Origin of the sequence: Kitasatospora cathayae, assembly GCF_027627435.1 — a bacterium.
Classification (GTDB): domain Bacteria; phylum Actinomycetota; class Actinomycetes; order Streptomycetales; family Streptomycetaceae; genus Kitasatospora; species Kitasatospora cathayae.
The window spans coordinates 3,128,881-3,147,774 of the sequence record NZ_CP115450.1 but is presented as its reverse complement, the minus strand read 5'-3'; the positions used below and the strand labels follow the sequence as shown (position 1 = coordinate 3,147,774).

Sequence of the window (18,894 nt, the reverse complement as noted above, 5' to 3'; positions counted from 1 at the left end):
GAACTCGGGGCAGGACTCGGGGCAGGACTCGGGGCAGGACTCCGGCGGCCTGGGTGCCGGTCCGGGCGTCCAGTCCGGTATGCGGATCGACGTCGTCTCGATCTTCCCGGAGTACCTGGAACCGCTGAACATCTCGCTGGTCGGCAAGGCCCGCGCTCGCGGCCAGCTCGACGTGCACCTCCACGACCTGCGCGAATGGACCCACGACGTGCACCGCACGGTGGACGACAGTCCGTACGGCGGCGGCCCCGGCATGGTGATGAAGCCCGAGCCGTGGGGCGAGGCGCTGGACGCGGTGGTGGCCGGCGGGCCCGCGGGCGAGGTGCCGACCCTGGTCGTGCCGACCCCGAGCGGGCGCCCGTTCACCCAGGAGCTGGCCCAGGAGCTGGCCGGCCGCCCCTGGCTGGCGTTCACCCCCGCGCGGTACGAAGGCATCGACCGCCGGGTGATCGAGGAGGCGGCCACCCGCATGCCGGTGGTCGAGGCCTCGATCGGCGACTACGTGCTGGCCGGCGGCGAGGTCGCGGTGCTGGTGATGGTCGAGGCGATCGCCCGACTGCTGCCCGGCGTGCTCGGCAACGCCGAGTCCCACCGGGACGACTCCTTCGCCCCCGGCGCGATGGCGGACCTGTTGGAGGGCCCGGTCTACACCAAGCCCGCCGAATGGCGCGGTCGGACCGTGCCGGACGTGCTGCTCAGCGGCAACCACGGCAAGATCGCCCGCTGGCGGCGGGAGCAGGCCTTCGCCCGCACCCTGGCCAACCGGCCCGACCTGGTCGAGCGCTGGCAGTACGGCGCCTTCGACAAGAAGGACCGGGCGGCGCTCAGCGTCCTGGGCCTGGCCTGGGACGAGGAACTCGGCCGATTTCGGCCCGCGGCCGGTGGTGTGGAAGAATAGGCGGCTGCTGTCTGTCGCTGGTTCCCTTCCGTAGGGATCACGTGGACCGGCGCCCCCGCCACGGGGGGATCGCCGTCAGCCGATGCGGCCCGCAGCAGACCCCATTGTGACGAACTTCCGTGGGCGGCCCGTGGCGCCTGCGATGGAGAGCAACATGAGCAACAAGCTCGCTGCTGTCGACGCGGCCTCGCTGCGCACCGACATCCCGGCCTTCCGCGCCGGTGACACCCTGAAGGTTCACGTCCGGGTCATCGAGGGCAACCGCTCCCGTGTCCAGGTCTTCCAGGGCGTCGTCATCCGTCGCCACGGCGCCGGCGTCGGTGAGACCTTCACCGTCCGCAAGGTCAGCTTCAACGTCGGCGTGGAGCGCACCTTCCCGGTGCACACCCCGGTCGTCGAGAAGATCGAGGTCGTGACCCGCGGTGCGGTTCGCCGCGCCAAGCTGTACTACCTGCGTGACCTCCGCGGCAAGGCCGCGAAGATCAAGGAGAAGCGCGACCGCTGATCCACCGGCCCCCGGCCACGCCAGGGGATCGGAGCGCTCTGAAGGGCCGGGCCGCCGCAAGGTAAGCTCAGCGCCCGATGAACACGCACGAACCACCCGCGGACCGCGACGGCAGTCCCGCACCCTCCGGTGCGGACTCGCTGTCGCGGTCCGCGGTCGTTTCCGGGCCGGAGCCGTCCCTGGACCGGGATCAGGGGCGGGAGCAGGACCAGGACCGGGACCGGGAGCGGACAGCGGAGCAGGCCGAGGGCCGGGCCGGGGCGGCGGACGAGGGCCGCGACCAGGACCGGGACCAGAGCGAGGACCAGTCCGAGTCGGAGGACGAGGAGCCCGGGCGTTCGCGGTCGCGGGATCTGCTGTTGTTGGTCGGGATCTGCCTGGCGGCGCTGCTGCTGGTGAACGCGTTCGTCGCCCGACCGTTCACGGTGCCCTCCGGCTCGATGGAGAGCACCCTGCAACCCGGTGACCGCTTGATCGCCAACCAGCTCGCCTACGCCTTCGGCGGCCATCCCCAGCGGGGCGACGTCGTGGTCTTCGACGGGACGGGCTCCTTCCTCCCGGAGCCGGCCGCGCCGCCGGGGTTCTGGGACAGTCTGCGTTCGGTCGGCCGGGACCTCGGACTGGTTCCGGCCGGGGATACGGTGTACGTGAAGCGCGTGGTCGGGGTCGCCGGCGACCGGGTGAGGAGCACCGGCCCGGGTGCGCCGCTCGCCGTCAACGGCGTCCCGGTGGACGAGACCTCCTACCTGGACCCGGGTGACCAGCCGTCCGAGGTGGCCTTCGACATCGTGGTGCCGCCCGGTGAGCTGTTCGTGCTGGGTGACCACCGGAGTGCCTCCCGGGACTCGCGGGACCACCTCGGGGAGCCCGGTGGCGGCTTCGTGCCCGAGGACAAGGTGATCGGCCGGGCGGACTGGGTGGTCTATCCGTTCTCGCGCCTGACCAGCCTGGACCGGCCCTCGGCCTTCACCGCCGTCACGGGAACAGGTGGTCATGGGGACCAGAGGTAGGGGGCGGGTCGCCGACCGCCCGGCCCCGGAGCCGGGTGAGGGCGCGGCGGACCGCACCGGGGCCGATCCCGCCGAGGCCGTCGGTTCCGCCGATCCGGTCGCGCAGGGGGCGCCGGTCCGCGGCCGCGCCGAGCGCCGCCGGAGCGCCCGACGTGCGGCCCGTCGGCGCAAGCGCTCGCTGCTGCGCGAGTTCCCGATGATCATCCTGGTGGCCCTGCTGGTGGCGCTGGTGCTGAAGACCTTCCTGATCCAGGTGTTCGTGATCCCCTCGGGCTCGATGGAACAGACCATCCAGGTCGGGGACCGGGTGCTGGTGGACAAGTTGACCCCCTGGTTCGGCAGTGAGCCGCAACGCGGCGACGTGGTGGTGTTCAAGGACCCGGGCGGCTGGCTCGAGAACGATCGCAAGCCTTCCGACGACGGTCCGGTCCTGGGCGGGACCAAGCAGGTACTGACCTTCGTCGGGCTGTTGCCGTCCGACAACGAGCGGGACCTGATCAAGCGCGTGATCGGTGTCGGCGGGGACACCGTCGAGTGTTGCGACCCGCAGGGACGGCTCACCGTCAACGGCCGCGCGGTGGAGGAGCCGTACCTCGCACCGGGCAATCCGCCGTCCCGGCAGTCGTTCAAGGTGACGGTGCCGAAGGGGCGCCTGTGGGTCATGGGGGACCACCGGGACGTCTCCGCCGACTCCCGATTCCACATGGGCAACCCGGGGCAGGGCACCGTCCCGCTGAGCGACGTGGTCGGTCGTGCGTTCGTGATCGCCTGGCCGCTCGGCCGCTTCCATCAACTCGATGAACCGAGTTCACTCTCCTCTCTTGCCGCGAGCTCGCGGCTCGGCGGAACTGTGCCGGAATCGATGGGCGTTGGGCCGGTTCCAACAGAACCTCCGCTCGTTATGGGTGTGTTGGGCATCCTTCCGTTCGTCTTTCGCCGGCCGGGTCGGCCTCCGAAGTGAGCCGCTCCGGCCGTTGGACGGCCGGACAGCGCGTGTGGAACCGCGAGCCGGATGCCCTGGAGTGATAGAGAAGTGCAGGTGCGGCCGGGAGTGGTCCCGGCCGTGCGTCGAGGCCGGGTTGGTGTCAGGGGAGCCCGCTGTGGGCAGCCCTGATGCGTTCACGGTCGTGGCGAGCGTGGTGCCCGCTGTGCGGCACTCTGAGCGCGGGCGCGCGGGCGTCCGCACAGCAGGGAGGAGACGTTGTGGGGGATTTGGTGATCGGTGCCCGCTCTGGCGCCGGGGAACCCGAGGGCCCTGGTGGCCGGGTGACCCGGTCCGCCGAGTCCTCGGCGCCGTCAGCCGCGGTCGAGGACGCGGCAGCCCAGACCGCCGACGAGCACGGCACCGGGGCGGACGGCCCTTCGGAGCCCGGGCGGCCGGAGGGCGAGCACGCGGACGGGTCTGATGCGGAGGCTCCGGCCAAACCGCACAAGCAGCGGTCCTTCCTGAAGGAGCTGCCGATCCTGATCGGCATCGCGCTGATCCTCGCGCTCGTGATCAAGACCTTCTTCGTCCAGGCGTTCTCCATTCCGTCTGAGTCGATGCAGAACACGCTGCAGGTCGGTGACCGTGTCCTGGTGGACAAGCTGACCCCCTGGTTCGGATCCGAACCCGAGCGTGGTGACGTCGTGGTGTTCCACGACCCGGGTGGCTGGCTGAACGACGAGCCGATCCAGCAGAGCAGCAACTCCTTCGTCCGCGGGGTGCAGGACGTGCTCAGCTTCGTCGGTCTGATGCCCTCCGCCAACGAGAAGGACCTGATCAAGAGGGTCATCGCGGTCGGCGGGGACACCGTCGAGTGCAAGGACGACGGGCCGGTCAAGGTCAACGGCGTCGCGCTCGACGAGCCGTACATCTACCCGGGCAACACGCCCTGCGGCACTCAGCCCTTCGGTCCGGTGAAGGTGCCGAACGGCCGGATCTGGGTGATGGGCGACCACCGCGCCGACTCGCTGGACTCCCGTTTCCACATGGACCAGCCGGGCGGTGGGGCCGTGCCGGTGGACAACGTGATCGGGCGGGCCTTCGTGGTGGCCTGGCCGGTCAGCCACTGGTCCACGCTCCCGGTGCCGGACACCTTCGACCAGACGGGCCTGGCGGGGGCCTTGCCGGTCGCGCCTCCGGTGGCCGGCGCGGTGGGTGCCGTCGCCCTGCTTCCGCTGGTGCGTCGGGTGCGGGCCCGGACGGACCGCCGGAAGGAGTCCTGAGCTCCACCGGGTCGTCCCCGACTCTTGCGCGGGCCGTGGTACCGACGAGTAATCTGCTCGGACGTGCCACGGCCCGCCGGCGTTCGCGCCCGAGCCACTGGCGTGCCAGTGGTGTTCTCCGGTCGGCCAGAGGTGGACGGTGTCGATGAGCAATGTCGTGGAACAGTCGGCCGACCGCCCGGACGCGCCCGCCCGGCCGGGCCGCCGACCCGCCGCGGTGCTGCAGGGCGTCGCGCTCGCGCTCGGGCTGTTGCTGATGATCGGCGGCTTCGCCCTCATCGCGGTCGACTACCGGCCGTACAAGATCCCCACCGCCTCGATGCACCCGACGCTCCAGATCGGCGACACCGTGCTCGCCCGCAAGACCGACGGCGGCACCATCGGCCGGGGCGACGTGGTGGTCTTCCGGGAGCAGGCCTGGGGCGGGGAGCTCATGGTCAAGCGGGTGGTCGCGGTCGGCGGTGACACCGTCGCCACCACCGCCGACGACCACCGGCTGGTGGTCAACGGACAGCCGGTGGACGAGCCGTACCTCGCGACGGACGGCCGCCAGGGCGAGTCGTTCAGCGTGACGGTGCCGCAGGGGCGGCTGTTCCTGCTCGGCGACAACCGGGTCGGCTCGCTCGACTCCCGCACCCACCTGGAGGTCGACGGCGGGACCGTCCCGGCCACCGCCGTCGAGGCCAGGGTCGAGGCCACCCTGCTGCCCTTCGGCCGGACCGGCGTGCTGGACCGGACCACGGCCTTCGACGGCTTCGCGGGCCCGAAGGCCGCCGAGCCCGGGCCGCTGGAGCCGGCCGCCTACGCGAGTGTTGCGGGCGCGGCGCTGATCGTCGTGACATCGGCGGTGGGCGGGGTGGCGGGCTTGGCGCGCCGGCTCCGCCGGGGGCGCAGCTCCTGAGCGCGGCCCTCGGGGGCCGGGCTGCTCCGCGGGCCGTCGGCGGCGGGGCCGCTCTGCAGAACATCGCCCCGGACGGACGCGCCGGGTGGCAGGATCGGTAGCGCCACCGATGCGAACGGAAGGAGCGTGGAGCGCTGCCATGACGGCACAGCGTCGCAGGGCCGCACGGATCCTGCTGCTGGACGGGCTGGACCGCATCCTCCTCTTCCTGGGCGCCGACCCGGCGGTGCCCGGCGAGACGTGGTGGTTCACGCCCGGGGGCGGCTTGGAGCCGGGGGAGGACGTGTGCGAGGCGGCCGAGCGGGAGCTCGTGGAGGAGACCGGCTTGCGGGGTGTGGACCTGGGGCCCTTGGTGGCGTACGGCACGGTGTCGTTCTCCTTTCAGGGACAGCGCTACGAGCAGGAGCAGTGGTTTCATCTGGCCCGGACCGCGGAGACGGTTCTGGATCACTCGGGCGTTGGCGAGGACGAGCACGCGCGGCTGCTCGGGGCGCGCTGGTGGACGGTCGAGGAATTGCGGGGCACCGCCGAGACGGTCTATCCGGCCGGATTGGCCGACTTGCTGGGGCGACTGCTGGCAGAGGGCCCGCCGGTCGATCCGGTACGGCTCTGAGCGTGGGTGCGGTGGTCCACAATGGGTGGACGTGACAAGTTGAGGGGACGCCTGGATGAGTGCCGAAGATCTCGAGAAGTACGAGACCGAGATGGAGCTCAAGCTCTACCGGGAGTACCGGGACGTCGTCGGCCTGTTCAAGTACGTGATCGAGACCGAGCGACGGTTCTACCTCACCAATGACTACGAGCTGCAGGTGCACTCGGTGCAGGGCGAGGTGTTCTTCGAGGTTTCGATGGCGGATGCGTGGGTCTGGGACATGTACCGGCCGGCCCGGTTCGTCCGTAAGGTCCGGGTGCTGACCTTCAAGGACGTGAACATCGAGGAACTCGCGAAGAGCGATCTGGAGCTGCCCTCGGACGAGTCCGGCTTCGGGAACTGACGTTGGACGACTTCGTCCCGCGTTGTCCAGCCGAATTTCGCGTGACGAGCGCTTCTCACTCCTGCGGGTGACAAGAGTTATCCACAGGCCCGGGTTATCCACAGGGAAACGGAATTTCCCGGCTCTGGTGCGCACGGTGGTGCAGCCTCCTCGGCGGAGGTGGTCACCATGCAGAACACCATCGTGCAGGACCAGGCCGTACCGAACGCGGCCGCAACCGGGGCGGACGGCGGGGCGGAGCCGGACCGCGGCACCAGGAACGGGCTCGGCCGCTACGGGGAGCGGGTCGCCGCCCGCCACCTCGCGGAGGCCGGCCTCCGCATCCTGGACCGCAACTGGCGCTGCGCCGAGGGCGAGCTGGACATCGTCGCCCTCGACGGCGACACCATCGCCGTCTGCGAGGTGAAGACCCGCTCCGAGCGGGGCTTCCAACAGCCCAGCGAGGCCATCGACCGGGCCAAGGCCGCCCGGCTGCGGCGGCTCGCCGAGCGCTGGCTGGCCGAACGCTGGCCCGGGCACTTCGCCCGGCTGGCCGGGCCCGGGTACGACCCCGGGCCGTCCGATCCGCAGTGGCCGCCCGCCCCACCGGGAGGGGTGCGGATCGATCTGGTCGCGGTGGTCAACCGGGCGCGGGGTGCGGCCCTGGTCGAGCACCTCCGGGGGGTGGTCTGAGATGGCCTTCGCCCGTACCTGTTCCGTCGCGCTGGTGGGCGTCGACGGAGTGATCGTCGAGGTCCAGGCCGATCTGGAGCCCGGGGTGGCCGCGTTCACCCTGGTCGGCCTGCCCGACAAGGCGCTCACCGAGGCCCGCGACCGGGTCCGCGCCGCGGTCTGCAACAGCGGGGAGGCCTGGCCGCAGCGCAAGCTGACCGTCGGCCTCAGCCCCGCCTCGGTGCCGAAGAGCGGCAGCGGCTTCGACCTCGCGGTGGCCTGCGCCGTGCTGGCCGCCGCCGAGCGGCTCGACCCGTCCTCCATCGCGGACCTGCTGCTCATCGGCGAGCTGGGGCTGGACGGCCGGGTGCGGCCCGTCCGCGGGGTGCTGCCGTCGGTGCTGGCCGCCGCCGACGCCGGGTACGAACGCGTCGTGGTCGCCGAGCAGACGGCGCCCGAGGCCGCGCTCGTTCCCGGGGTGACGGTGATCGGGGTCCGCAGCCTGCGCCAGCTCGTCGCCATCCTGACCGGGGCGGCCGAGCCGGAGGAGCCGACCGACCCGATCGGCGGCCGGCCCGATCCGCTGATGGCTGGCCTGATGTTGCCCAGCGCGGGCGTCCGGGGCCTGCCCGACGACCGGGCACTGCGCCTCGACATGGCCGACGTGGCCGGTCAGTACGAGGCCCGGCGAGCCCTGGAGATCGCCGCCGCCGGAGGGCACCACCTCTACCTCAAGGGGCCACCGGGCGCGGGCAAGACGATGCTGGCGGAGCGGCTGCCCTCGCTGCTCCCGCCGCTGACCCAGAAGGAGGCGCTGGAAGTCACCGCCGTCCACTCGGTGGCGGGCCTGCTCCCGGTCGGGCGCCCGCTGATCGACACCGCGCCCTACTGCGCCCCGCACCACTCCACCACGATGCCCGCGATCGTCGGTGGCGGCAGCGGTCTGCCGAGACCGGGGGCGGTGTCCCTCGCCCACCGGGGCGTGCTCTTCCTGGACGAGGCGCCGGAGTTCCCCGTGCGGGTGCTCGACGCGCTGCGCCAGCCGCTGGAGTCGGGCGAGGTGGTGATCGCCCGTTCGGCCGGATCGCTCCGGCTCCCGGCCCGGTTCCTGCTCTGCCTGGCCGCGAACCCCTGTCCGTGCGGCCGGTACTCACGGCGGGGCGAGGGCTGCGAGTGCACCCCGGCCATGGTCAGCCGGTACCAGGGGCGGCTCTCCGGGCCGCTGTTGGACCGGGTCGACCTCCAGGTCCAGGTCGCCCCGGTGACCAGGATCGAGCTGATGGAGCGGGACGCCACGGCGGAGAGCACCGAGACCGTCGCGGCCCGGGTGCTGGCGGCACGGGAACGGGCGGCGGCCCGGCTGGAGGACACCCCCTGGCGGACCAATGCGGAGGTGCCCGGCCACGAACTGCGCACCCGCTGGCAGCTCGCGGCCGGCGCGCTCAACGACGTCGCGCGCCAGTTGGAACGCGGACTGCTGACCGCCCGCGGCCTGGACCGGGTGCTCCGGGTCGCCTGGACGGTCGCCGATCTGGCCGGCCGCGACCGGCCGGACCAACGGGACGTGCGCACCGCCCTGGTCCTGCGCACCGGCGTCGAGCAGGGACTTCCGCTGCCCGAGCGCCCCCGCGGTCGACTCGGGACCATCCCAGCCCAGCGCAGGAGCGGCCCGGACGACGACTGGCCCGGTGCGCGGACGGAGCCCGCGGCGAACGACGAGGAGGCTGCATGAACCAGCTGTTGGGGCACCCCCAGGTACCCCGGACACCCCAGGACCCCCAGACATTCCAGAATCCCCAGGATCCCCGGACACCCCACGCGGGCGCAGCCGGTCCACCGGACGCGCCCGAACCGGAGCGCCTCGCCCGCGTCCTGCTCAACCGGCTCAGCGAACCGGGCGACGCGGTGGTCGGCCGCTGGCTCGGCCAACTATCCGCCGTGGAGGTGGTCCGGGCGATCCGGGAGGGCACCGTCCCCGACCACCCGGGGTTGGACTCCGCCCGGCTGGCCGCCTACCAGGCGCGGCTCCCGGGTCTCGCCCCGGCAGACGACCTGAAACGGGTACGGGACGCGGGTGGACGCTTCATCATTCCGGGGGACACGGAATGGCCCAGTCAACTGGACGACCTGGGCGACGGACGCCCGATCGGGCTGTGGACCAGCGGCACCGGTTCGCTGCGGCTGCTCGCCCTCCGCTCGGTGGCGGTGGTGGGCTCGCGGGCCTGCACGGCCTACGGCGCCCATGTCGCGGGTGAGCTCTCGGCCCAACTGGCCGAGCGCGGCTGGGTCGTGGTGTCCGGAGCCGCGTACGGGATCGACGCGGCGGCCCACCGCGGGGCGCTGGCCGTCGGCGGGATGACCGTCGCCGTGCTCGCCTGCGGGGTCGACGTGGCCTACCCGAAGGGGAACGCCGAACTGATCCGGCGGATCGGCGTCCAGGGCCTGCTGGTCAGCGAACTCCCGCCCGGGGAGCATCCGAACCGCTTCCGCTTCGTCCTCCGCAACCGGGTCATCGCGGCGCTGACCCGGGGCACCGTGGTGGTCGAGGCGGCCCTGCGCAGCGGAGCCCTGAGCACGGCCAGACGGGCGCGGGACCTCAATCGCCACACCATGGGCGTGGCCGGCCCGGTCACCTCGGAGCTCTCCGCCGGGGTGCACGCCCTGATCCGCAGCGGCGGCGCCACCCTGGTCACCGACGCGGCCGAGATCACCGAGCTGGTCGGCGCGATCGGGGACGACCTGGCCCCGCAGCGCAGTGGCCCGGTGCTGCCGCGGGACCTGTTGGAGCCGGCGGTGGCCCGGGTCCTGGAGGCCGTGCCGGCCACGGCGGAGGGCGCTCCGGTCGAGCGACTGGCCCGCCAGTCCGGGCTCCCGCCGGACGAAGTCCTGCAGCGGCTCTACGAGTTGGTCTCGCTCGGCTTCGTGGAGCGGCACGGTGCGCACTGGCGCGTGGTGCGGAGGAGGTGCCCGTAGGAGGACGAACACGGGTGCGTCCAGGGGAGGGGAGCCGGGACGGTCCGGCTGACCTGCTGATCCGGTTCTTCCGCTCGTGTGGCCGGATCCGCTGGACGAAGGCCACCGGATCGAGGGACGACCGGGTGGCGGTAGCGCTTTGCAGCGAGTTGGTCACGCTACGCTCCACATGCCTTCCCTATCAGCACATGACTCGGCAGAACGGCGCAGACCAACGTATGCCCACACACATTCCCGGACACAGAGTGACCGGTGGCGCCCGGTCCTCGGGAGGGCCGCGGACCGAGCGGCGCCCCGTGACCGAGTTCCCGCCCAAGTCGGCGGGGACGATGGGAGGCCTGTCGCGCCAGGGCGGCCGGCCGACGGTGGTGCCAGGCCAGCCGGCGGACACGACCAGGGACGCCGATGCCGCCCACGGGACCGACACCGCTCCCAGCGCCGACGCGGCCCTCGGCGCCGAGTCAGCCCCCGACGCCGAGTCGGCGCACGACATCGGGCCGGCGCACAGCATCGAGTCGGCGCAAGGCACCGGGCCGGCGCACAGCATCGAGCCGGCGCGCGGCACCGGGGCGGCCGCCGTCGTCGGAGCGGTCGCCGAGGCGGACGCGCCCGGTGGTGCGGCCGTCGGGCGCGCCCCCCGGCTGCCTTCGAGCGCCCCCGCTCCGGACGCCACCTCCCCACCCGCGTCCCGCCCCCGCGTGGAAGGCGCCGGCGAGGGCGCGGACGCCCGGGAGGCCGCCGCGCAGGGGCGCAGTGCGCTCGAAGAGCTATGGCGCTCGTACAAGGAATCCGGCGATCAGCGGCTGCGCGAGCAGCTGATCCTGCACTACTCACCGCTCGTCAAGTACGTGGCGGGCCGGGTTGGGGTCGGTCTGCCCTCCAACGTCGAGCAGGCCGACTTCGTCTCCTCCGGGGTCTTCGGGCTGATCGACGCGATCGAGAAGTTCGACATCAACCGCGCCATCAAGTTCGAGACCTACGCGATCAGCCGCATCCGCGGGGCGATCATCGACGAGCTGCGCGCCCTGGACTGGATCCCCCGGTCGGTGCGGCAGAAGGCGAAGGCCGTCGAACGGACCTACGCGATGTTGGAGGCCCGGCTGCGCCGGACGCCGCACGAGCCCGAGGTCGCGGCCGAGATGGGCATCGCGATCGAGGACCTGCACGCGATCTTCAGCCAGCTGTCGCTCGCCAACGTGGTCGCCCTGGACGAGTTGCTGCACCCGGTGGGGGAAGGCGGCGACCGGCTGAGCCTGATGGACACCCTGGAGGACCACGGCGCGGACGACCCGGTCGAGGTGGCCGAGGACCGCGAGCTGCGCCGACTGCTGGCCCAGGCTGTCAACACCCTCCCCGAGCGGGAGAAGACGGTGGTGACGCTCTATTACTACGAGGGCCTCACCCTCGCCGAGATCGGGCAGGTGCTGGGGGTGACGGAGAGCCGGGTGAGCCAGATCCACACCAAGTCCGTCCTCCAACTGCGCGCCAAGCTCTCGGACATCCGGTAGCGGGCGCCGAGTTGCCCGGCGGGCCCGCCCCCTGGCCCGAATGCGCGGCGCCGTATCGGCCGCAGGTAGGGCTCCGTACAGTGGGAGCGTGCCGAAGATCCGAGCGGCCACGGTGGCCGAGCATCGCCAACTGCAACGGGCAGCCCTCCTCGACGCTGCCCGCACCCTGCTCACCGAGGGCGGCATGGAAGCACTGACCTTCCCCGCGCTCGCGGCCCGCACCGGGCTGGCGCGCTCCTCGGTCTACGAGTACTTCCGCTCCCGTGCCGCCGTGGTCGAGGCGCTCTGCGAGGTGGACTTCCCGCTCTGGGCGGCCGAGATCGAGGCCGGGATGGCGAGCTGCGACACTGCCGCCGAGCGGATCGAGGCGTACGTCCGGGGACAGCTGGCGCTGGCCGGGGACTCCAGGCACCGGGCGGTCATGGCCATCTCGGCGGTGGAACTCGACGAGGCCGCGCGCGAGCGTATCCGGGCGGTGCACGGCCGGCTCGTCGGCCTGGTCGTCCAGGCGCTGGAGGACCTCGGCCACGAGCAGCCCCGGCTCGCCGCGGCACTGCTGCAGGGGGTCGTGGAGGCTGCCGTCCGCCGGGCCGAGCAACTCGCCGCCGGGGGCCGCGGGGGCAGCCCGGTCGAGTCCGCCGAGGCGATCGCCGACGCCGCCGTCGCCTTGGCGCTGCACGGCCTCGACCGCGGCTGAACGGCTGCCCGGCCGCTCGACCCGTACCCGCGACCCCCCTCCATGCCGTTCACGCCGTCCGACCTGCCCTACCCATCCGCGTCCCCGTGCCCGGTGCCGCCCAGCGGCAGCAGGCGCGCCCGGCCCGCGCCGAGCAGGGCCAGTGGATCGAGGTAGCGGCCGCCGCGCAACAGCCCCCAGTGCAGGCAGGTGCGCGTGCCGCAATGCCGCCCGTCCGGGGCGAGCCGCCCGATCACCTGCCCGGCGGCGACCGCGGTGCCGACCGGCAGGGTGCCGGTGACGGGCAGGTAGGTGGTGCGCAGCGGGGGAGTCCCGGAGCCGGGATGGGCGACGGTCACCACCGGTCGCCCCGCCACCAGCCCGGAGAACGCGATCATCCCGGCGGCCGCCGCCCGTACCTCCTCCCCGGGCGCGGCGGCGAGGTCCACACCCCGGTGTCCGGCCGCCCAGGGCTTCGCCGGCGGCTCGAACCGGCCCAGCACCTCACCCGGCCCGCCACCCACCGGCCAGGCCCGGGCCGGACCCCGACCGGAACCACCACCCGGGCCGCCGTCCGTACCCGGCGCCTCGCTGCCGCCGGTTCCCCCGCCAGCCGCCCACGCCGCCCACTCCGCCCGCCGCGCCCCCGGCACCCCCACCCCCGGCACCTCCACTCGCGGCACCCAAACCCCCGGCGTCCCTACTCCCGGCACCCCCACACCACCCGCCAAGGCGAGCACCACCGCCAGCACCACCCCGGTGCACATCCGTCGAAACCCATTGCGCCCAGTCATGCCCCGAGGCTGGCCGCGCCCCGCCCCCCCGCACCACCCACTTCCGGATACCTGTGGACAAACCGCCCCCGCACCCGATCGCGATCCCCCGGACGGGTGTACGGACGCCGCCATCCGGTGTACAAACGGCATACCAGGGCCGGTCAGCGGGCAGACCGCCGACCAGTCGGTCACCGTCCTCCGACCGCCGCGGAGCCGCCCACCGCAGCCGTTTCCCCGGCTCCTCCCAGGCCTTCCGCCGCCGGGGCGCGGCCCGTCCGCAGGCCCTCCGGCGCCCGCGAAGTCGCTCGCCGCTCGGCGCTTCCCGTACACTTCACACGCGGCCCGGTCCACCGGGTCGACTTCGCACGCCCCGCCACCGGCGGTCGGACGCGGCTTGTCCGCAGCCCCGCCAGGTGCGAGTGCCGCTCGGTCCGCCGAGCCCGACCGGTCTCCGGACCGGGCGGGTGGAAGCGGCTCGGCACGATCGGGGCGTCAGGCGTGGCTGTCACCTGGCCGCCACGGACAAACCGAGCCTGACCCGGCCGTAGGCGACCGCCCAACGGGAAACCCCCGCAGGACCGCCGCAGCCGGGCCGTAACACCTGAGGAGAACGGCCATGGCCGTCGTCACGATGCGGGAGCTGCTGGAGAGCGGCGTCCACTTCGGTCACCAGACCCGTCGCTGGAACCCGAAGATGAAGCGCTTCATCATCACCGAGCGCAACGGCATCTACATCATCGACCTGCTGCAGTCGCTGAACTACATCGACCGCGCCTTCGAGTTCATCAAGGAGACCGTTGCCCACGGCGGCAGCGTCCTCTTCGTCGGCACGAAGAAGCAGGCCCAGGAGGCCATCGCCGAGCAGGCCACCCGCGTGGGCATGCCCTACGTGAACCAGCGCTGGCTCGGCGGCATGCTGACCAACTTCTCGACCGTCTACAAGCGCCTGCAGCGCCTCAAGGAGCTCGGCGAGCTGGACTTCTCGGACGTGGCCGGCTCCGGTCTCACCAAGAAGGAGCTCCTGGTCCTCCAGCGCGAGCACGACAAGCTGGAGAAGACCCTCGGCGGTATCCGCGACATGCAGCGCGTTCCCAGCGCCGTCTGGATCGTGGACACCAAGAAGGAGCACATCGCGGTCGGCGAGGCCCGGAAGCTCAACATCCCGGTCGTCGCCATCCTCGACACCAACTGCGACCCGGACGAGGTCGACTACAAGATCCCGGGCAACGACGACGCGATCCGTTCCGTCACCCTGCTGACCCGCGTGATCGCTGACGCCGTGGCCGAGGGCCTGAAGGCCCGCGCCGGTGTCGCCAAGGGCGACACCAAGGCCGAGCCGGGCGCCGACCAGCCGCTGGCCGACTGGGAGAAGGACCTCATCGAGGGCGAGAAGAAGGCCGAGGAGGCCCCCGCCGCCGAGGCTCCCGCCGCCGAGGCGCCGGCCGAGCAGGCCTGACGTACCAAGGGTGAGGGGCACCCGCCGGTACGACACCGGTGGGTGCCCCTCTCTCCCGCGCCGGGGCCGAACCATCGGTCCCGGCGCATCCCCACGCAGACACGCGAGACGCGAGAAGAGATTCACACCATGGCGAACTTCACCGCTGCGGACGTCAAGAAGCTCCGTGAGCTCACCGGCGCCGGCATGATGGACTGCAAGAAGGCCCTGGACGAGGCCGAGGGCAACGTCGAGAAGGCCGTCGAGCTCCTGCGCATCAAGGGCCAGAAGGGCGTTGCCAAGCGCGAGGGCCGTGACGCCTCCAACGGCGCCGTCGCCGCGCTGATCGCCGAGGACAAGAAGTCCGGCGTGCTGGTCGAGCTGAACTGCGAGACCGACTTCGTCGCCAAGGGCGAGAAGTTCGTCGAGGTCGCCGACGCGATCGCCGCCCACGTCGCCAAGAGCGCCCCGGCCGACCTGGAGGCCGCCCTGGCTTCCGAGATCGAGGCCGGCAAGACCGTCCAGCAGTTCGTGGACGAGGCCAACGCGACCCTGGGCGAGAAGATCGTCTTCCGTCGCTTCGCCCAGTTCGACGGTGACGGCTTCGTCGCGGTCTACCTGCACAAGACCAGCCCCGACCTGCCGCCGGCCGTCGGCGTCCTGGTCGAGCTGGACAAGGAGAACGCCGAGGTCGCCAAGGACGTCGCGCAGCACATCGCCGCCTTCGCGCCGAAGTACCTGTCCCGCGAGGAGATCCCGGCCGAGGCCCTCGAGAACGAGCGCCGCGTCGCCGAGGCCACCGCTCGCGAGGAGGGCAAGCCGGAGGCCGCCCTGCCGAAGATCGTCGAGGGTCGCGTCACCGGCTTCGTGAAGGAGAACTCCGTCCTGGAGCAGGCCTTCGCGAAGGACAACAAGAAGACCGTCGCCAAGGTCCTCGAGGAGGCCGGCGTCAGCCTCAAGCGCTTCGCCCGCTTCCGCGTCGGCGCCTGAGCCACGTTCCACCTGGTCCCCGGCCCCTTTAGGCTGGGAACCGCCCCCGCCCGCTGACCAGGGCGGGCGGATCGCCGAACGGGCTCACCCAGCGCCAACCGTCCATGGGCGGGCCGCTTCGGCACCATGAACGACGAGGAGGCCATTGCCGTGCAGGACACCGAACCGGTTCCCGCGGCAGTGGCCTCCTCGCGTGTACGCGCAGACCGGGTATCCGCACACCCAGGCCTGTGAGCCAGCAGGTGCAATAAAGGAGAAGTCCATGCAGGAGACGCAGGAGACCGCGCAGTACCCCAAGGCGGGCTCGCGTCGCCGGGTGCTGCTCAAGCTGTCCGGTGAAGCCTTCGCCGGTGGCGGCGGGCTCGGCGTCGACCCGGACGTCGTGCACGCGATCGCCCGGGAGATCGCCACGGTCGTCCGCGCCGGTACCGAGGTCGCGGTGGTCATCGGCGGCGGCAACTTCTTCCGTGGCGCGGAGCTGCAGGTCCGCGGCATGGACCGGGCCCGCTCCGACTACATGGGCATGCTCGGCACCGTCATGAACTGCCTGGCGCTGCAGGACTTCCTGGTCAAGGAAGGCATCGAGACCCGGGTCCAGACCGCCATCACCATGGGCCAGGTCGCCGAGCCGTACCTGCCGCTGCGGGCCGTCCGGCACCTGGAGAAGGGCCGAGTGGTGATCTTCGGCGCCGGTATGGGCATGCCGTACTTCTCCACCGACACCACGGCCGTCCAGCGCGCGCTGGAGATCCACGCCGACGTCCTGCTGATGGGCAAGAACGGCGTGGACGGCGTCTACGACTCCGACCCCCGGACCAACCCGGACGCGGTGAAGTTCGACGCGCTGGAGTACTCCGAGGTCATCGCGCGCGACCTCAAGGTCGCCGACCTCACCGCGATCACGCTGTGCAAGGACAACAACCTCCCGATGCTGGTCTTCGAACTGCTGGCGGAGGGCAATATCGCGCGTGCGGTGAAGAGTGAGAAGATCGGCACACTCATCAGCCAGGATTCTGTCCGGGCCTGAGCAGCAACCAGCCGTACGGGCCGGCGTCCGCCGCGACCGGCCCCGATGCCGACACCGGTCGGGACAACAGCAGATGAACCGGACAGGGAGATCACAGTGATCGAAGAGACCCTCCTCGAGGCCGAGGAGAAGATGGAGAAGGCCGTTTCGGTCGCCAAGGACGACCTCGCGGCCATCCGCACCGGCCGTGCGCACCCGGCGATGTTCGCCAAGATCGTGGCCGAGTACTACGGCGCCGTGACGCCGATCAACCAGCTGGCCTCGTTCTCGGTGCCGGAGCCCCGGATGGCGGTCGTCTCGCCGTTCGACAAGACCGCTCTGAAGGCCATCGAGCAGGCGATCCGCGACTCCGACCTCGGCGTCAACCCGTCGAACGACGGTTCCATCATCCGGGTGGTGCTGCCCGAGCTGACCGAGGAGCGCCGCCGCGAGTTCATCAAGATCGCTCGTACCAAGGGCGAGGACGCCAAGGTCTCGATCCGTTCGGTGCGCCGCAAGGCCAAGGACGCCATCGACAAGCTGGTCAAGGACGGCGAGGTCGGCGAGGACGACGGCCGCCGCGCCGAGAAGGAGCTCGACGACACCACGGCCAAGTACGTGGCCATGGTCGACGAGCTGCTGAAGCACAAGGAAGCCGAGCTGCTCGAGGTCTGATGAACGACGCCCCTGACGCCCCTGGCTACTGGGGCCCGTCCGACCAGCAGTTCCAGCCCTACCGCCCGGCGCCGCAGCCGCAGGCACCCCGGCCGTCGGCCCATCCGGCGCCGGGGTACGGCGAGCATCCGGCGCCGGTCCAGGGCCAGCCCCTCCCGGCTCCGCCGGTCCAGGGCCAGCCCGTTCCGGATGCACCGGCCCAGGCACAGCCCTTCCCGGGGCAGCCCGGCCACCCGGGCGGCCAGGCCGCTCACCAGGGTGCGCCGGGTGCCGCCCCGGGGGACCAGGGTCACCGTTCGGATCACCCGCAGCAGCCTCCGGTGTACTGGGGCGGCGACGCGGAAGAGACTCAAGTCATGCCTCCGGTACCGGCCGATCCCGGCCCGCACCCCGGCGCGCCCGACCGCGGCCCGGCCCGGGGTCCGGCGTTCGGTAACCAGGCGTCCGGTAGCCAGGCGTTCGGCAACGAGGCACCCGGGCAGCCCCCGGCCCCGGGTCGGCACGCGGCGCACGGACGGCCGACGGCCCCCAGTCGGCCGGCCGACCCCGCCGCGGACCAGGCCCGGGAGGCCGGCCGACTGAGCGGCCCGCTGTTCCGGGACGAGCAGTCCGAGCCGGCGCCGACGGGCGTGACGGAGACGGTCGTGCTGCGCGCGATAACCGATGACGTCGCTCCCGCCCCCGGCCACGGCACCCCGCCGTACCCGGGGGCTCCGCTGCATCCCGCGCCGCCGCAGGGCCACCGGGCGGCCGGTCAGCCCCCCTTCGTGCCGTCGTCCCATCCAGGGCAGGAGACACCAGTGGCCGCCCAGCCCGCCCCGCAGCCGGAGCCGCGCAAGCAGCGCGGTGGCCGTAACCTCCAGGCCGCCATAGGCGTGGGAGTGGGCCTCGGCGCGGTGATCGTCGCCTCGCTGTTCGTGGTGAAGGCGCTGTTCCTGTTCGTCGTGATGGCTGCGGTGGCGGTCGGCAGTTGGGAGCTGACCACCCGGCTCGCCGAGCGCAAGCAGATCAAGGCGCCGCTGGTCCCGCTGGTGGTGGGCGGTGTCGCGATGGTCGCCTGCGGCTACTGGGCCGGCGTCCAGTGGGCCGCGGCCGCACTGGCGCTGACCGGGTTGGCGGTGATGGTCTGGCGGATGGCCCAGCCGCCGGAGAACTACCTGCGGGACATAACGGCGGGTGTGTTCACCGCCTTCTACGTGCCGTTCCTGGCGACCTTCGTGGCGATGATGCTGGCGGCCGACGACGGCCCCCAGCGGATCGTGCTCTTCCTTATCGTCACGATCTGCAGCGACACCGGCGCCTACGCGGTGGGTTACAAGTTCGGCAGGACCAAGCTGGCCCCGACGATCAGTCCCGGCAAGACCCGCGAGGGCTTGGCCGGCGGCATCGGTCTGTCGATGCTGGCGGGTGCAGTGCTGATGCAGCTGATCATCGACGGCGGCAGCTGGTGGCAGGGCCTGATCCTGGGCGGCTGCGCCGCGGTCACCGCGACCCTGGGCGACCTGGGCGAGTCGATGATCAAGCGCGACCTCGGGATCAAGGACATGGGCACCCTGCTGCCCGGCCACGGCGGCATCATGGACCGGCTGGACTCTCTCCTGCCGACCGCCCCGGTGGTCTGGCTGCTGCTGGCGGCCTTCGTCGGCAGCTGACCCACGGATCCGAGTGCGGGCCCCGGACGCCAGGC

19 protein-coding genes are annotated in these 18,894 nt (G+C 72.3%); 18 read left to right on the top strand and 1 reads right to left on the bottom strand.

Translation table 11 applies throughout. The features are described 5' to 3' along the window. The first annotated feature begins 79 nt into the window (after positions 1-79). From trmD to O1G21_RS13790, 13 genes are all read left to right on the top strand, one after another. On the top strand, positions 80-898 hold the full coding sequence (gene trmD / locus O1G21_RS13850; RefSeq protein ID WP_270150984.1) for a tRNA (guanosine(37)-N1)-methyltransferase TrmD: 819 nt from the start codon (positions 80-82) through the stop codon (positions 896-898). Positions 899-1,052: 154 nt separating this feature from the next. Beyond that, complete coding sequence (gene rplS, locus O1G21_RS13845; RefSeq protein WP_030243502.1) at positions 1,053-1,403, top strand: 50S ribosomal protein L19; 351 nt, start codon at positions 1,053-1,055, stop codon at positions 1,401-1,403. Positions 1,404-1,480: 77 nt separating this feature from the next. Further along, positions 1,481-2,413, top strand: coding sequence for a signal peptidase I (gene lepB, locus O1G21_RS13840; RefSeq protein ID WP_270143756.1), 933 nt, complete (start codon positions 1,481-1,483; stop codon positions 2,411-2,413). Between the two features lie 196 nt (positions 2,414-2,609). Continuing rightward, positions 2,610-3,374, top strand: a complete 765-nt coding sequence (gene lepB / locus O1G21_RS13835) for a signal peptidase I (protein WP_405000641.1) — start codon at positions 2,610-2,612, stop codon at positions 3,372-3,374. Between the two features lie 242 nt (positions 3,375-3,616). Further along, complete coding sequence (gene lepB, locus O1G21_RS13830) at positions 3,617-4,621, top strand: signal peptidase I (RefSeq protein WP_270143754.1); 1,005 nt, start codon at positions 3,617-3,619, stop codon at positions 4,619-4,621. A gap of 145 nt (positions 4,622-4,766) precedes the next feature. Further along, the gene (gene lepB, locus O1G21_RS13825) at positions 4,767-5,522 is read left to right on the top strand and encodes a signal peptidase I (protein ID WP_270143751.1); all 756 of its coding nucleotides are present in this window, start codon (positions 4,767-4,769) and stop codon (positions 5,520-5,522) included. Between the two features lie 139 nt (positions 5,523-5,661). After that, positions 5,662-6,135 carry an NUDIX hydrolase gene (locus O1G21_RS13820; protein ID WP_270143750.1) on the top strand — a complete coding sequence of 158 codons (474 nt, stop codon included), beginning with the start codon at positions 5,662-5,664 and terminating at the stop codon, positions 6,133-6,135. 55 nt (positions 6,136-6,190) lie between these two features. Further along, positions 6,191-6,517, top strand: a complete 327-nt coding sequence (locus O1G21_RS13815; RefSeq protein ID WP_030056781.1) for a DUF2469 domain-containing protein — start codon at positions 6,191-6,193, stop codon at positions 6,515-6,517. Between the two features lie 168 nt (positions 6,518-6,685). Beyond that, the gene (locus tag O1G21_RS13810) at positions 6,686-7,189 is read left to right on the top strand and encodes a YraN family protein (RefSeq protein ID WP_270143743.1); all 504 of its coding nucleotides are present in this window, start codon (positions 6,686-6,688) and stop codon (positions 7,187-7,189) included. Between the two features lies 1 nt (position 7,190). Further along, a complete protein-coding gene (locus O1G21_RS13805; protein WP_270143741.1) occupies positions 7,191-8,900 on the top strand; it encodes a YifB family Mg chelatase-like AAA ATPase in 1,710 nt (569 codons plus the stop codon). Next, the gene (gene dprA / locus O1G21_RS13800) at positions 8,897-10,141 is read left to right on the top strand and encodes a DNA-processing protein DprA (RefSeq protein ID WP_270143739.1); all 1,245 of its coding nucleotides are present in this window, start codon (positions 8,897-8,899) and stop codon (positions 10,139-10,141) included. The genes O1G21_RS13805 and dprA overlap by 4 nt, the downstream gene beginning before the upstream one ends. Before the next feature lie 698 nt (positions 10,142-10,839). After that, positions 10,840-11,649, top strand: coding sequence for an RNA polymerase sigma factor WhiG (gene whiG, locus O1G21_RS41775; protein ID WP_405000801.1), 810 nt, complete (start codon positions 10,840-10,842; stop codon positions 11,647-11,649). Between the two features lie 112 nt (positions 11,650-11,761). After that, on the top strand, positions 11,762-12,346 hold the full coding sequence (locus O1G21_RS13790; protein ID WP_270150980.1) for a TetR/AcrR family transcriptional regulator: 585 nt from the start codon (positions 11,762-11,764) through the stop codon (positions 12,344-12,346). Positions 12,347-12,414: 68 nt separating this feature from the next. Here the strand turns inward: O1G21_RS13790 and O1G21_RS13785 are convergent, their stop codons facing one another. Beyond that, positions 12,415-12,984, bottom strand: coding sequence for a murein hydrolase activator EnvC family protein (locus O1G21_RS13785; protein WP_270143737.1), 570 nt, complete (start codon positions 12,982-12,984; stop codon positions 12,415-12,417). Between the two features lie 733 nt (positions 12,985-13,717). Between O1G21_RS13785 and rpsB the strand changes: the two genes are divergently transcribed. From rpsB to O1G21_RS13760, 5 genes are all read left to right on the top strand, one after another. Continuing rightward, the gene (rpsB, locus tag O1G21_RS13780) at positions 13,718-14,557 is read left to right on the top strand and encodes a 30S ribosomal protein S2 (RefSeq protein WP_270143734.1); all 840 of its coding nucleotides are present in this window, start codon (positions 13,718-13,720) and stop codon (positions 14,555-14,557) included. 129 nt (positions 14,558-14,686) lie between these two features. Beyond that, the gene (tsf, locus tag O1G21_RS13775; protein ID WP_270143732.1) at positions 14,687-15,526 is read left to right on the top strand and encodes a translation elongation factor Ts; all 840 of its coding nucleotides are present in this window, start codon (positions 14,687-14,689) and stop codon (positions 15,524-15,526) included. A 262-nt stretch (positions 15,527-15,788) separates the two neighbouring features. Beyond that, positions 15,789-16,553 carry a UMP kinase gene (gene pyrH, locus O1G21_RS13770; protein WP_270143730.1) on the top strand — a complete coding sequence of 255 codons (765 nt, stop codon included), beginning with the start codon at positions 15,789-15,791 and terminating at the stop codon, positions 16,551-16,553. Positions 16,554-16,649: 96 nt separating this feature from the next. Further along, on the top strand, positions 16,650-17,207 hold the full coding sequence (gene frr / locus O1G21_RS13765) for a ribosome recycling factor (RefSeq protein ID WP_270143728.1): 558 nt from the start codon (positions 16,650-16,652) through the stop codon (positions 17,205-17,207). Between the two features lie 356 nt (positions 17,208-17,563). After that, entirely contained in the window at positions 17,564-18,859 is a 1,296-nt protein-coding gene (locus O1G21_RS13760; RefSeq protein WP_270143727.1) for a phosphatidate cytidylyltransferase, read from the top strand. Positions 18,860-18,894 lie beyond the last annotated feature (35 nt).